At 66.3% G+C, this 13,300-nt stretch carries 12 protein-coding genes; 9 read left to right on the top strand and 3 right to left on the bottom strand.

Going from position 1 to position 13,300, the window contains the following annotated elements; all coding sequences use genetic code 11:
• The first annotated feature begins 214 nt into the window (after positions 1 to 214).
• From VUG52_RS14910 to VUG52_RS14930, 5 genes are all read left to right on the top strand, one after another.
• A complete protein-coding gene (locus tag VUG52_RS14910; RefSeq protein WP_050705329.1) occupies positions 215 to 1,561 on the top strand; it encodes a hypothetical protein in 1,347 nt (448 codons plus the stop codon).
• 26 nt (positions 1,562 to 1,587) lie between these two features.
• Positions 1,588 to 3,822, top strand: coding sequence for an Ig-like domain-containing protein (locus VUG52_RS14915; protein ID WP_050705328.1), 2,235 nt, complete (start codon positions 1,588 to 1,590; stop codon positions 3,820 to 3,822).
• Between the two features lie 16 nt (positions 3,823 to 3,838).
• Complete coding sequence (locus tag VUG52_RS14920) at positions 3,839 to 4,309, top strand: curlin (RefSeq protein WP_050705327.1); 471 nt, start codon at positions 3,839 to 3,841, stop codon at positions 4,307 to 4,309.
• A gap of 30 nt (positions 4,310 to 4,339) precedes the next feature.
• Positions 4,340 to 5,785 (top strand): curlin, encoded by a 1,446-nt coding sequence (locus VUG52_RS14925; protein WP_050705326.1) that lies wholly within the window; start codon positions 4,340 to 4,342, stop codon positions 5,783 to 5,785.
• 157 nt (positions 5,786 to 5,942) lie between these two features.
• Entirely contained in the window at positions 5,943 to 6,671 is a 729-nt protein-coding gene (locus VUG52_RS14930; protein WP_050705325.1) for a DUF899 domain-containing protein, read from the top strand.
• Positions 6,672 to 6,720: 49 nt separating this feature from the next.
• Here the strand turns inward: VUG52_RS14930 and VUG52_RS14935 are convergent, their stop codons facing one another.
• Positions 6,721 to 7,602, bottom strand: a complete 882-nt coding sequence (locus tag VUG52_RS14935; protein WP_050705324.1) for a LysR substrate-binding domain-containing protein — start codon at positions 7,600 to 7,602, stop codon at positions 6,721 to 6,723.
• Positions 7,603 to 7,760: 158 nt separating this feature from the next.
• Between VUG52_RS14935 and VUG52_RS14940 the strand changes: the two genes are divergently transcribed.
• Positions 7,761 to 8,405: an ankyrin repeat domain-containing protein gene (locus VUG52_RS14940; RefSeq protein WP_050705323.1), complete on the top strand. Its 645-nt coding sequence runs from the start codon at positions 7,761 to 7,763 to the stop codon at positions 8,403 to 8,405.
• A 50-nt stretch (positions 8,406 to 8,455) separates the two neighbouring features.
• Here the strand turns inward: VUG52_RS14940 and pobA are convergent, their stop codons facing one another.
• Positions 8,456 to 9,643, bottom strand: coding sequence for a 4-hydroxybenzoate 3-monooxygenase (gene pobA / locus VUG52_RS14945; protein ID WP_050705322.1), 1,188 nt, complete (start codon positions 9,641 to 9,643; stop codon positions 8,456 to 8,458).
• Positions 9,644 to 9,809: 166 nt separating this feature from the next.
• Here pobA and VUG52_RS14950 point away from each other — a divergent pair, with 166 nt between their 5' ends.
• The 3 genes from VUG52_RS14950 (at position 9,810) to VUG52_RS14960 (ending at position 12,158) form a co-directional block, all read left to right on the top strand.
• Positions 9,810 to 10,682 carry a helix-turn-helix domain-containing protein gene (locus VUG52_RS14950; protein WP_050705321.1) on the top strand — a complete coding sequence of 291 codons (873 nt, stop codon included), beginning with the start codon at positions 9,810 to 9,812 and terminating at the stop codon, positions 10,680 to 10,682.
• A 154-nt stretch (positions 10,683 to 10,836) separates the two neighbouring features.
• The gene (locus tag VUG52_RS14955) at positions 10,837 to 11,238 is read left to right on the top strand and encodes a MerR family transcriptional regulator (protein ID WP_028692177.1); all 402 of its coding nucleotides are present in this window, start codon (positions 10,837 to 10,839) and stop codon (positions 11,236 to 11,238) included.
• A gap of 20 nt (positions 11,239 to 11,258) precedes the next feature.
• Positions 11,259 to 12,158, top strand: a complete 900-nt coding sequence (locus VUG52_RS14960; RefSeq protein ID WP_050705320.1) for a hydroxymethylglutaryl-CoA lyase — start codon at positions 11,259 to 11,261, stop codon at positions 12,156 to 12,158.
• Positions 12,159 to 12,696: 538 nt separating this feature from the next.
• On the opposite strand, the gene VUG52_RS14965 is transcribed toward VUG52_RS14960, so the two are convergent.
• Positions 12,697 to 13,233 carry an MgtC/SapB family protein gene (locus VUG52_RS14965; RefSeq protein WP_331831692.1) on the bottom strand — a complete coding sequence of 179 codons (537 nt, stop codon included), beginning with the start codon at positions 13,231 to 13,233 and terminating at the stop codon, positions 12,697 to 12,699.
• Positions 13,234 to 13,300: the final 67 nt, after the last annotated feature.

The raw sequence follows: 13,300 nt of genomic DNA on the forward strand, positions 1-13,300 counted from the left end.
TGCAAGGCTATCGGCGAACACCTGAAAGCCCTACCCCATTCCCCAATGCTGGGTCCTCCCGCCCACCCGCCAGACCTCGACGGATATTTTCCAGAAGCGCTGAAACCCTCGTTTCAAAGCCCCTGCCCTGCAATCCAGCAAACCTGGCACAACAGTTGCCGATGCCTCTGCAGACGCCCCAACCCATGGGCCCGTTTGCAGGAGGAAGCAACTCATGCACCGACCGACTCCCCACCCGCTGGCCGTGGCGATCTTCGCCGGCCTGCTCCAGCTACCGGCCCAGGCTGCGCTGTATGCGGTCGACAGCGGCCCGTATACCCTGCCCACCGGCAAGTTCCCCGCCTGGTACCAGGACAGCCATGGCCGAGTGCTCGACCTGTGCCTGTCCAAGGCGGTGAGCTCACGGGTCGCCGGTGCCCCCGGCGCGCCGTCGTACATGTGCACGCTGCTGCCCACACCCGGCGTGTTCGACGATACCCAGCCGATCGTCTTCCCCAGCAACTTCCCCGACGAGGCTTTCTGGTTCACCGCCGATGCCGCCATCGTCGATGCCGCCCGCGGTATCGACCTGAGCTTCGGCTCGGCCATCGAGGCTGCCTTCGCCGCCGAGGAACCGGTGGATGGCGACCAGGTCAGCTTCGCCCGGGTGCGCATCCGCGTCGATGTGCCGGTGGCCGGTACCTACACCATCACCCATCCCTACGGCGTCGACGTGTTCGACGTGGCGGCGGGCGGGCGCCGGGCGATCAACATGACCCGCGACATCGGCATCGGCTCTCCCGGCGACTACAGCGGCGCGCTCAAAGGCGACGTCGGACCGTTCCTGCGCAGCGTCAACGGCCCCTACACCGAAACCAACCCGGGCACCGGCGCCAGCGAACGCTACATCGGCGACCCGAACCTGGAAGAGCCGGTCACCGGCAGCCCGTTCAACACCAACTTCGTGCGCATCGAGGGCCCCAACGGCCTCGACCTGCGCACCGAGCTGTTCGCCATCTCCGGCAAGCTGTCCACGGTCAACCGGCCGACGCCGTTGATCCCGCAGCGCAGCACCTACTCGCGGCACACCGTCAACGGCGACCTGCGGGCCCAGCAGGATGTGTTCGTGATGGCGCCGCCGGCGCCGGCCACGGTCACCCTGACCAGCCAGACGCCACCCCTGCCCCTGGGCGAGGCCAATGGCACCGGTGCCTGGTACGCCCAGTCGGCGCTCAACCCGACCCTGCCGCTGACCCTGCAGGTGACCGCCGACAACAGCCTGGCCATCGCCACCAGCACGCCGACCAGCGCCGCCATGCCGCTGACCGACCTGGTGACCATCAGCCGCGCCGAATACAGCCTGGCCAGCGGCCAGCTGACCCTGGTTGCCAGCAGCAGCGACGAGACCAGCCCGCCCGCCCTCACCGCCCGCACCGGCAACGGCGCGCTGATCGGCAACCTGAGCGGCAACGGCGCGGTCAAGTCCCTGACCACCGGGCTGTCACCCATCCCGCCGGCGCAGGTGCAAGTCACCAGCAGCCACGGCGGCAGCGACAACGAAGACGTGGTGCTGGTGCCATGAACAGACACCGCCTTCAAGGAGGCCGCATGAATACTTGGTCGCGTCGGGCGCTGTGCGCCGCCGGTTTCACCCTTAGCGTCAGCAGCGTGGCCTGGGCCGCGCTGAGCGAGGTCGATCCCGGCCCCTACACCTTCGCCACCGGGGGCTACCCGATGTGGTACAAGGATGCCAACAACCTCGCCCTGGAGCTGTGCCAGTCACGCGCCACCAGCTCGCGGGCACCGGGCGCGCCGGGCGCGCCAGCCTACATGTGCACGCTGCTGCCCGAGCCCGGGGTCTACGACGACGCCCTGCCGCTGGTGTTCCCGGACAACTGGCCGCCGGAGATGTTCTGGTTCCTGGCCGAGACCGAGATCCCGCAGGTGGGCAACAGCGGCTACGAGCTGGAAGTCTATGTCGCCGGCCTCGAGGCGGCCTTCGCCGCCGAGAACCCGGTCAACGGCGACCAGCAGAGCTTCGCCCGCATCCGCATCCGCGCCTCGGTGCCGCGCACCGGCACCTACACCATCACCCACCCGTTCGGGGTCGAGACGGTCAACGTGACCACCGCCGGCCGGCGGGCGATCAACATCACCCGCGACATCGGCATCGGCGCGCCGGGCAACTTCAGCGGTGCCCTGAACGGCAACCTCGGCCCGTTCCTGCGCGGTGTCGGCGGCCCGTACACCGAGGTCAACCCGGACACCGGCGCCACCGAAACCTTCGTCGGCGACCCGAACATCACCGAGGCGGTGACCGGCAGCCCGAACAACACCAACTTCGTGCGCATCCAGGGCCCGGCGGGCACCATCCAGACCAACGTCTTCACCGTCTCCGGCAAGGTCCTCGACCAGCGCCAGCAGACCCCGGTGACGCTGGAGCGCGCCACCTACCAGCGCAACGCCGCCGGCACCCGCGTCGAGGTCTTCGCCAAGGCGCCGAACAGCGCCAGCCTGTGCCTGCGCAACGGCCTGGCGCTGATCGGCTCGCCGCCGTCGCCATGCCAGTTCAGCATGCTCGCCGACAACAACGGGCTGTTCTTCAGTCAGCAACTGAGCCAGGCCGTGCCACCGTCGGTGGTGGTGGTCACCGCCAGCAGCCCGGCCGGCACCACGCGGCCGACGGCGCTGTCGAGCAAGCTCAGCGATGTGGTCAAGGTCGCCACCGCACGCTACGACTGGAGCGCCAAGCGCCTGCTGGTCGAGGCCCGTTCCAGCGATGAAGTGGTGGTGCCCGACCTGCTCGTACAGGGCTTCGGGCGCATGTCCAAGTCCGGCGTGCAGCAGAGCCTGACGGTCAACGACCTGGCCCAGCCACCCGCCAGCATCACCGTCAAGTCGGCCCACGGCGGTATCGACGTGGAGCCAGTGGTGGTGGTCGGCAATGCCCCGGTGCCAGCCGAGAACCAGGCTCCGGTGGCCCAGGCCGACAGCGGCAGCACCAGTGTCGGGGTGCCGATCACCCTCAACCTGCTGGCCAACGACAGCGACCCGGACGGCAACGTGCCACTGAGCATTACCGACCTTACCCAGCCGGGTACCGGCCTGGGCGGCGTGGTGCTCAACGGTACCACCGCGGTGACCTACACCCCACCCGCCGGCGCCACCGCGCCCGTGGTGGCGACCTTCAGCTACCGCGCCCAGGACGCCAAGGGACTGAAGTCGACCCCGGCCACGGTGACCGTCAACGTCGCGCCGAACCGTCCACCAAGCGCGGTGGCCGACAGCGCCGCCACCCTCGGCGTGCCCGTGACCATCAACGCCCTGGCCAACGACACCGACCCGGAAGGCAACCTGCCGCTGACCATCGCCAGCGTCACCCAGCCGACCCCGGCCGGACGCGGCACGGTCAGCACCGACGGCAACGTGATCACCTATACGCCACCGGCCACGGTGAGCGCAGCCTTCACCACCAGCTTCAGCTACATCGCCCGTGACTCGATCGGCGCCACCTCGACGCCCGGCACGGTCACCGTGCAGGTGTCGCCACGGCCGGCCCAGGAAACCTTCGCGGTCACCGCGGCGACGGTCACGGCGCGCTCGAACAACCGCTTCAACTGGGATATCAGCGGCACATCCTCGGTGACCACCGGCAACACCATCACCGTGCGCGTGACCACCACCACCGGCGTGCAGACCCTCGGTACCACCACCGTGCCGGTCACCGGCCGCTGGCGCTTGACGGTGAGCAACAGCACGACCCTGGTGCCCACCGCCGCGCCGACCGCCACGGTGACCAGCAGCCAGGGCACCACGCGCACGGTCAACGTGGTGGTGCAGTAAACCCCGGAGGGATGCCATGAACGCCCTGTACCCACTGCTGCTGAGCCTGGCCCTCACAGGCCAGGCCCTGGCCGACGACCTGATGGACAACGCCGACCTCGCCGCCGGCAGCGACCTCGGCGAGCCGCTGATGCTGCGCCTGCTGCCGGCCGCTGCCGGCCAGGTCGCGGTGATCGAGCAGCTGGGCACGGGCAACCGCGCCGCCCTCGACCAGAACGGCCAGGCCCTGCTGGGCCGGATCGTCCAGGCCGGGAGCGCGCAGGAAGCGTACATCCTGCAGGAAGGCAGCGACCTGACCGCCGCGATCAGCCAGCAGGGCCAGGGCAACAACGCCACGATCCGCCAGAACGGCAGCGACAACAGCGCCGCCATCGAGCAGATCGGCAACCACAACAGCGCCACCATCGACCAGCGCGGCACGGGGCTGAACAGCACCGTGACCCAGGCCGGCAACGGCCAGCAGGTCCATGTCAGCCAATACCGCTAGGCCCAACACGACAGATCTGGAGGCAACACCATGCACAAGCTCGCCCCCCTGAGCGCTGCCATCGTCCTGGCCCTTGCCGGCCAGGCCATGGCCGACGACAGCATCTCGACCCAGTCCCAGCAGGGCAACCAGAACATTGCCGAGGTCAAGCAGAGCCAGGCGCCGTTCGCCTCGGCCACGCAGGACCAGGCCGGCCACGACCACAACCACATGGCGCTGCAGGACAGCAGCACCAGCCATATCCAGCAGAGCGCCACCGGCTCGTTCAACGCCGGCTACGCCGAGCAGCTGTACGAGAACGGCAGCCAGATCACCCAGCAGTCCGGCGGCAGCCTCAACGACGCCTTCGCCAGCCAGTCGGTGGGCGAGAACAACGAGTCCCTGCAGATCCAGCTGGGCAGCGGCAACCGCTCGGTCATCTGGCAGGACACCCAGCTGGGCAGCCAGGCCACCACCCTGCAATCGGGCCATGGCAACGAGGCCACGGTCGAGCAGCTGTTCGGTGGCAGCAACAACAAGAGCGTGATCATGCAGGGCGGCACCGGCAACCAGGCGGCCGCCGAGCACATGACTCACCAGGACGGCGATATCGCGATCTATCAGGAGGGCAAGCAGAACTGGGCCTATGGCGACCAGCGCGACGGCCTGGGCGGCACCATCGGCATCGACCAGTACGGCACCGGCAACTCGGTGGAGGTGTGGCAGGACAACCAGGCCGCCAGCCAGGCCAGCGTGTACCAGAATGGCCAGGCCAACGAAGGCTACATCGACCAGAGCTTCGGCCAGGGCAACAGCGCCGGCCTCAGCCAGACCGGCCGCGGCAACGCCAGCTGGTCGGACCAGTACGAGACCAACCAGGCGGTGACCAGTATTTCGCAGGTAGGCAACAACAACCTGCATTTCACCTACCAGACCGGTGACAACCACAGCCTGACCATCAGCACGGCGGGCAATGCCAACAAGATCATGGCCAGCAACTGGAAGGGCGAAAAATCCGGTGGGCAGTTCGGCGTCGGGCAGCAGGCGCAGATCAACCAGAGCGGCAATGGCAACGGGGTCAACATCACCCAGGAAGGCAACGCCCAGGTCGCGCGGCTGGACCAGAACGGCAACCGCAACCAGATGGAAACCCGCCAGGCCGACAGCAACAACGAGCTGTACTTCGAGCAGAACGGCAGCGACAACCTGCTCATCGCCGACCAGCGCGGCACCGCCAACTACGCCGAAGGCCTGGCCGCCGGCAATGGCGGCAGCATCACCCTCGACCAGTCGGGCAGTGGCAACCAAAGCTACACCTACCAGCTGTACGGCAATGGCAACGAGGCCACCATCAAGCAGACCGACGTGGCCAACCTTGCCTACGTGACCCAGGGTGGCAACGGCAACCAGGCGTTCGTCGACCAGAGCGGCGCAAGCCAGACTGCAACCATCACCCAATATGGCAATGCCAACTCGGCGACTGTAACCCAGCAGTGACGGGCTCCCCCCTTGGACCGCGGTGTTTGCTCTCCCTGGCGCCGCGGTTCCTTTTTCCCCGGTTTGCGTGACCATTTGTCGGTAACGGCACAAGGCCTGTCGAAACATTCGCTAGCTGTTCGACCACCTGGTGAACCCCCAGCGTGGAGTCACGCCCATGAGCCATCCCATCCCCAAGCATGCCGTGGTCACGCGCAGCCAGTGGCTTGCCGCCCGCCAGCAGCTCTGGCTGCACGAGAAAGCCTTCACCCATCAACGCGATGAACTCGCCGCCGCCCGCCGCGCCCTGCCCTGGGTGCGGGTGGAACAGGACTATCGATTCCACGGCCCGCACGGCGAGCTGGGCCTGACCGAGCTGTTCGCCGGACGCAGCCAGTTGCTGGTCTATCACTTCATGTTCGCCGAAGGCTGGGACGAAGGCTGTCCGGGCTGTTCGTTCCTCGCCGACCACTTCGACGGCGCCAACCTGCACCTGGCCCACCATGACGTGTCCCTGGTGGCGGTGTCGCGGGCGCCCTATGCCGAGTTCCAGGCGTTCCGCCAGCGCATGGGCTGGTGCTTCCCGTGGTTCTCCTCGCATGGCAGCCGCTTCAACCAGGACTTCGGGGTCAGTGTCGCCACCGACGGCAGCGCCCAGTACAACTATGAACCCTATACCGGCAACGAGGCGGAGCTGCCCGGGCTGAGCGCGTTCTACCGGGAGGCCGACGGCAGCCTGTACCACACCTATTCCACCTATGCCCGTGGCCTGGACATCCTGGTCAACGCCTACAACTTCCTCGACCTGGCGCCACTGGGGCGCAACGAGGAAGGGACGATGGACTGGGTACGGCATCATGATCGCTATGACGGTGCCCCGGAAAAATCCCACTGCTGCGGGGAATGAAAAGACGCCCTCGCGGGGCACGCCGCATCAAGGCCCCGCGAGGGCGGCATCAGATCGCCCGCTGCGCCAGCAACTCCGTCAGCACCTCGGCCAGCGCCTTGACCATCACGTCCGCCGTCGGCCGATGCACGATCACGATCTCGTAGCTGTCCACGTCAGGCAGCCCTTGCTCGGCACCCAGCACCCGGTGCTCGCCCAGCGCCGCGCGTGGAGGAAGCAGGCTGATGCCCATGCCGTCGGCCACCGCTGCCTGGATCCCGCTGAGGCTGGAACTGGTGAAGCTGATGCGCCAGCGCCGGCCCATGCCTTCGATGGCACTGATCATGTCGTCGCGGTAGAGGCCGCGTGGCGGAAAGGTCACCAGCGGAATCGGGTCGAGTTCGAAGGACGGCGTGCGTACGCTGTCGATCCACTGCAACCGCTCCGGCCAGCAGGCCACGCCCTCGCGGCTGTTGCGCCGCTGCTTGAGCAGCACCAGGTCGAGCTCGCCGTTGTCGTAGGCCTGGCTGAGGTCGCGGCACAGGCCGCTGGTAACCTCCAGCTTGACCTGCGGGTGGCGCCGGCTGAACGCGGACAGCGCGTTGGTGGTGCGTCCGCCGACGAAATCCTCCGGCACCCCCAGGCGCACGGTGACGCCGACCATGGCCCCGGCCAGGGCTTCGAGCATCTGGTCGTTCAAGGCCAGCATGTGCCGGGCATAGCCGAGCAAGGTCTGTCCGGCATCGGTGGGCAGCACGTCGCGGTTGCCGCGCACCAGCAGGCGATGGCCGACCATGTCTTCGAGGCGGCGAACCTTCTGGCTGATGGTCGACTGGGTGGAGTGCAGACGCGCGGCGGCGGTGGTGAAACTGCCGCAATCGGCCACCACGACGATGGCGCGCAGCAGGTCGAGGTCGAACAGGGCCCTATTCGGTTTTACGCTGGAAGACATCTCGGTATTCGGCTTCTGAATGACAAGCCTGACTTCTACCATGGGTGCCGATACCCGGCAACATGCGCAAATACACTGGGTTGCATCCAGATAATTCACTTCTGCTACAAAGCCTGGGGCCCTAAATTTAAGCTTCGTCGCACAAGGAACCGATGCCCATGCGCCTGCCGTTCGCCGCCTTGCTGTTGAGCCTGAGCCTTGCCACCCATGCCGAGGCCTCAGCCATGAATACCCCCTTGCTCGATGCCGCCCGCCGCGGCGACGTCCCTGCCGTGCGTCAGTTGCTCGACCGCGGCGCCCGGCCTGATACCCGCAACGACCAGGGCCAGACCGCGCTGCTGGTCGCCACCCACGCCAACCTGGTGGACGTGGCCAAGGTGCTGATCGAGGCCGGGGCCGACGTCAACGCCAAGGACAACATCAACGACAGCCCCTACCTGTATGCCGGCGCGCGCGGGTTGAACGACATCCTGCGCCTGACCCTGGCCCATGGCGCCGACCTGGGGAGCACCAACCGCTACGGCGGCACCGCGCTGATTCCGGCCGCCGAGCGCGGCCATGTCGAGACCGTGCAACTGTTGATCGATGCCGGCGTCGACGTGAACCATCTCAACCGCCTGCACTGGACCGCGCTGCTCGAGGCGGTGATCCTCGGCGATGGCGGCCCGCGGCATGTGGAGATCGTGCGCCGGCTGCTGGCGGCCGGCGCGGATCCACGGATCGCCGACAAGGAGGGTGTGACCGCGCTGGAGCATGCCCGCCAGCGCGGGTATCGGGAGATGGTGACGCTGCTTGAACAGTAGAAACCGGCGCCGCTGCCGGCGATTGGACCGCAAAGCGGTCCTCCACTGTTCTATTCCACGGCCTCGAACGGCAGCCCCACATAGTTCTCGGCAATATTGGCAAGGCCAGCCAGTGAGCCAAGGTAATACTCGCGGTCGGCCTCCTGCATCTTGCGGTCCCAGTCGTCCTGATGCTCGCCAAAATCGTGCAGCAGACAAGTCATGAACCAGCTGAAACGCTCACCCTTCCACACCCGTCGCAGGGCCATGGGCGAGTATTGAGCCAGCAGGTCGGTGCGGCCCTCGCGGTAAACCTTGACCAGGATCCGGTACAGATAGTTGACGTCCGACGCCGCCAGGTTCAGCCCCTTGGCGCCGGTCGGCGGGACGATATGGGCGGCGTCGCCCACCAGGAACAAACGGCCATGCTGCATGGGCTCGAGCACATGACTGCGCAGCGGCGCGATGCTCTTCTCCAGCGCCGGCCCCGTGATCAGTTGCGCGGCCACCTCCGCCGGCAGGCGCGCCTTGAGTTCATCCCAGAAGCGCGTGTCGGACCAGTCCTCGACCCGCTCCTGCAAGGGCACCTGCAGGTAGTAGCGGCTGCGGGTCTGCGAGCGCTGGCTGCACAGCACGAAACCACGTTCATGGTGGGCGTAGATCAGCTCATGGTTGACCGGTGGGGTGTCGGCCAGCAGCCCCAGCCAGCCGAACGGATAGACCCGCTCGTACACCTTCAGCACATCGGCCGGAATGCTCTGCCGGGCCACGCCATGGAAGCCGTCGCAGCCGGCGATGTAGTCGCAGTCGACCCGGTGCTGGCGACCGTCCTTGTCGAAGGTGAGATAAGGCCGCTCGCCGTCGATGGCATGGGGGCGGACATTGTCCGCCGAATAGATGATCGGCGCCCCGCTGGCCTGGCGCGCCTGCATCAGGTCGCGGGTGACCTCGGTCTGGCCGTACACCATCACCGTCTTGCCACCGGTCAGCGCCTTCAGGTCCAGGCGCTGGCGACGGCCATTGACCAGCAATTCGACGCCTTCATGCACCAGCCCTTCACGGTCCATGCGCTCGGCCACCCCGGCCTCGCGCAGCAGGTCGACCGTGCCTTGCTCGAGCACGCCGGCGCGGATGCGCGCCGATACATAGTCAGGGGTCTGACGTTCGACGATCAGCGTGTCGATGCCCGCACGGTGCAGCAGCTGGCCCAGCAGCAGGCCGGAGGGGCCGGCGCCGATGATTGCAACCTGAGTCTTCATTGTTGTTGTCTCGCGATGACGATGCCGGCCGGTACTGGCAATGGCCGCACATCTGCTGTTAGGGTTTGCACCTGTATTTTTACTGGCGAAGCTGGCATGAAACGTGTGATATCCGTGGCAAAAACTGCACTTTTGCAAAATTCGTTCGATTAACGGACATCCCCTCATGCACAGCCCTCTCCCCGGCATCCCGCTGTTCCAGCTGTACGGCGAACACCACGCCTGGCCGGACACCGACCTGCTGCACTGCGAGTCGATCCCGGCGCGCAGCCGCCTGCACCATTGGGAAATCAAGCCACACCGGCATGCCGAACTGTTCCAGCTTCTTTATGTGCAACGGGGCGAGGCCCAAGTGGAGATCGAGGGCGAGCGCCGGGTGATTCGCGAGGCGGCGATCCAGGTGGTGCCGCCGCTCACCGTGCATGGCTTTCGCTTCAGCGCAGACATCCAGGGGCATGTGCTGACCTTCGGCACGGCCCTGGTGGTCGACCTGGAACAGCGCCTCGGCGCGCCCTTGAGCGTACTGGCGGCCCCCCGCTGTTACCCGCTGGGCCAGGACCGTATGCGCCTGCACGGTCTGATCGACACGCTGCAGCAGGAGTATCAGGGCAGCGCGCCGGCGCGAGCGCCCATGCTGCAGGCCCTGGTCACCGCGCTGATGGTCTGGATCCACCGCCAGCAGCAGGCCTTGCCCGCGCGCAACCAGGACGAACGGGACCAGCAGTTGCTGGGGCGTTACCTGCGCCTGGTCGAGGCGCATTACCGCGAACACTTGGCCGTGGACGTGTTCGCCAGCCGGTTGGGCATCACCAGCCTGCAGTTGAACCAGCTGTGCCGTGCGCTGGCCGGACAATCCGCGCTGCAGGTGATCCACCAGCGCCTGCTGCTCGAGGCGCGGCGCAACCTGGCGTATACCCGGATGAGCATCGGCCAGCTTTCCGACAGCCTGGGGTTCAGCGATCCGACCTACTTTGCGCGGTTTTTCAAGCGGCTCGACGGCCAGACGCCCAAGGAGTACCGCAGGTTGGTCAATGCCTGAACGGGCCTCATCGCGGGGCAAGCCCGCTCCCACGGGAGATGATACGTGGGAGCGGGCTTGCCCCGCGATGAGGCTCCGGCAAACCCCACAGCTTGCTTGACGTATACGTCAACCTGGCATTAGGTTACTCGCATTCCCTCCCCCGAGCCCAAGCATGAGCAGCCAGACCTACAGCATCTCCGATTTGTCCCGCGAACTGGACATCACCACCCGCGCCATCCGCTTCTATGAGGAACAGGGCCTGCTCAGCCCCGAGCGCCGTGGCCTGGAGCGCATCTATTCGGCACGCGACAAGGTCACCCTCAAGCTGATCCTGCGCGGCAAACGCATCGGCTTCTCGCTGGCCGAATGCCGGGAGCTGATCGAACTCTACGACCCCACCAGCGGCAACCAGAAGCAGCTCACCAGCATGCTGGCCAAGATCGCCGAACGCCGCGCCCAGCTCGAACAGCAGATGCTCGACATCCAGCAGATGCACCTGGAGCTGGACACCGCCCAGGAGCGCTGCGAGCAGGCCCTGGCCGCCACCCTGAACCCGTCGCACCCCCACCGTTGATCCGCCACAGGAAGCCCGCCATGTCATTGCCCAAGAATGTCCGCCTGGTCGAAGTCGGCCCGCGCGACGGCCTGCAGAACGAAGCCCAGCCCATCAGCGTCGCCGACAAGGTGCGACTGGTGGACGACCTCACCGATGCCGGTCTCGGTTACATCGAGGTGGGCAGTTTCGTCTCGCCCAAGTGGGTGCCGCAGATGGCCGGTTCCGCCGAGGTGTTCGCCGGTATCCGCCAGCGCGAAGGCGTCACCTATGCGGCCCTGGCACCCAACCTGCGCGGTTTCGAGGATGCCCTGGCCGCCGGGGTGAAGGAAGTGGCGGTGTTCGCGGCGGCCTCGGAAGCCTTCTCGCAGCGCAACATCAACTGCTCGATCAATGACAGCCTCAAGCGCTTCGAGCCGATCATGGACGCCGCCCGCAGCCAGGGTGTGCGGGTGCGCGGCTATGTGTCCTGCGTGCTCGGCTGCCCCTACGAGGGGCGTATCAGCGCCGAGCAGGTCGCGCCGGTGGCCCGCGCCCTGCACGACATGGGCTGCTACGAGGTGTCGTTGGGTGACACCATCGGTACCGGCACCGCCGGTGACACCCGCCGCCTGTTCGAGGTGGTCGCGGCCCAGGTACCCCGCGAGCAGCTGGCCGGGCACTTCCACGACACCTACGGCCAGGCCCTGGCCAACGTCTATGCCGGCCTGCTGGAGGGCATCAGCGTGTTCGACAGCTCGGTGGCGGGCCTGGGCGGTTGCCCGTACGCCAAGGGTGCCACCGGTAACGTCGCCAGCGAGGACGTGGTGTACCTGATGCAGGGGCTGGGCATCGAGACCGGGATCGACCTGGACAAGCTGATCGCCGCCGGCCTGCGCATCAGCGAAGTGCTGGGGCGCGCCACCGGTTCGCGGGTGGCGCGGGCACGTGGCGTGCGCTGAGTCATACGCGTGTCACACAGGTGTGGGCGGAGTGTTACCGCCTACACGCATTGCAGAAAAAAATCGGGTAACAGGGAAACAAATCGACAGATTCTCACGTGTCAGTTTTTCCTAAAAATCATCAAGTCGTTGATTTTAAAGGCTTTTAAAAAGTTGGCACGCCACCTGCTATATCTTTTGGCATAACAAGAACAAAAAACGCGATACCCAATAAAAACAACAGTAAACGGCTCTGACATAACAAGAACAACACGGCAGAGGCGTAGCAAGCAGATTTTTTTGGAGTCGACGTGCTTTCCAGGGGTCCCGACCCCGCAGCCTGACACAGAACAATAAAACTACCTCCAAGGTAGCGGCAGTCAAGGTTGGATCACGTTGGATGAACGCAGGTCAGCGCTCAAAAAAATACGTTTGCTCTTGGCCCCGGTTGGGGGCCCCGCAATGCAGAGACAATCGCCGACAAAAACAACAACAGGCCCGTCTCCAATAATAAGAAAAGAGCAGGCAACAACGCTTATGAGGGGAGCTTCGGCTCCCCTCAGTGCTTCCTGCCCTCCTCGTCCTCCCCATCCTTCCTCTCCCGCGCCTCGCCCTCGATCTTGTCCACCAGCAGCGGCATGCTGGCCAGTACCAGCAGCGCCAGCACGGTGCTGACCAACGCCGTGGCCTCGCGCCCCATGCCTGCGGCGGTGCCGATGGCTGCGGTCATCCACAGCCCGGCGGCCGTGGTCAGGCCCTTGACGTGGCTGGTGTCCTGGCCGCTGCCCTTGAGAATCGTGCCCGCTCCGAGAAAGCCGATGCCGGCGACGATACCCTGGATCACCCGGCTCAACGCCTGCTCGTCGGCGCCGGCCATGCTCGGCGCCAGCACGAACAACGCCGCCCCCATCGACACCAGCATGTGCGTGCGCCCCCCCGCGGCCTTGCCCTTGCTCTCGCGCTCGAAGCCCAGCACCGCTCCCAGCAGGGCAGCCATCAGCAGGCGGATCAAGATACGGGCGACCTCGCGCTCGTCGGTGACATCGGCGAACTCGGCCTGCAAGGCCTCGAGCATCGAGTGCCAGAATGTTTCCATCGGTTGCCTCCCGATTTGTTCTACAGATGACCACGGCACGCGCACCGCGTGCCTTGCACCCTGCCAA

The sequence above is a fragment of the Pseudomonas sp. LH21 genome (genome assembly GCF_036549575.1).
Classification (GTDB): domain Bacteria; phylum Pseudomonadota; class Gammaproteobacteria; order Pseudomonadales; family Pseudomonadaceae; genus Aquipseudomonas; species Aquipseudomonas peradeniyensis.

What these genes read in the sequence shown, in the direction of transcription:
- VUG52_RS14925 (WP_050705326.1), top strand. Translation starts at nt 4,340, where the DNA reads ATGCACAAGCTCGCCCCCCTGAGCGCTGCCATCGTCCTGGCCCTTGCC.
- VUG52_RS14935 (WP_050705324.1), bottom strand. Translation starts at nt 7,602, where the DNA reads ATGTCTTCCAGCGTAAAACCGAATAGGGCCCTGTTCGACCTCGACCTG.
- VUG52_RS14915 (WP_050705328.1), top strand. Translation starts at nt 1,588, where the DNA reads ATGAATACTTGGTCGCGTCGGGCGCTGTGCGCCGCCGGTTTCACCCTT.
- VUG52_RS14960 (WP_050705320.1), top strand. Translation starts at nt 11,259, where the DNA reads ATGTCATTGCCCAAGAATGTCCGCCTGGTCGAAGTCGGCCCGCGCGAC.
- VUG52_RS14940 (WP_050705323.1), top strand. Translation starts at nt 7,761, where the DNA reads ATGCGCCTGCCGTTCGCCGCCTTGCTGTTGAGCCTGAGCCTTGCCACC.
- VUG52_RS14920 (WP_050705327.1), top strand. Translation starts at nt 3,839, where the DNA reads ATGAACGCCCTGTACCCACTGCTGCTGAGCCTGGCCCTCACAGGCCAG.
- VUG52_RS14950 (WP_050705321.1), top strand. Translation starts at nt 9,810, where the DNA reads ATGCACAGCCCTCTCCCCGGCATCCCGCTGTTCCAGCTGTACGGCGAA.
- VUG52_RS14955 (WP_028692177.1), top strand. Translation starts at nt 10,837, where the DNA reads ATGAGCAGCCAGACCTACAGCATCTCCGATTTGTCCCGCGAACTGGAC.
- VUG52_RS14910 (WP_050705329.1), top strand. Translation starts at nt 215, where the DNA reads ATGCACCGACCGACTCCCCACCCGCTGGCCGTGGCGATCTTCGCCGGC.
- VUG52_RS14965 (WP_331831692.1), bottom strand. Translation starts at nt 13,233, where the DNA reads ATGGAAACATTCTGGCACTCGATGCTCGAGGCCTTGCAGGCCGAGTTC.
- pobA (WP_050705322.1), bottom strand. Translation starts at nt 9,643, where the DNA reads ATGAAGACTCAGGTTGCAATCATCGGCGCCGGCCCCTCCGGCCTGCTG.
- VUG52_RS14930 (WP_050705325.1), top strand. Translation starts at nt 5,943, where the DNA reads ATGAGCCATCCCATCCCCAAGCATGCCGTGGTCACGCGCAGCCAGTGG.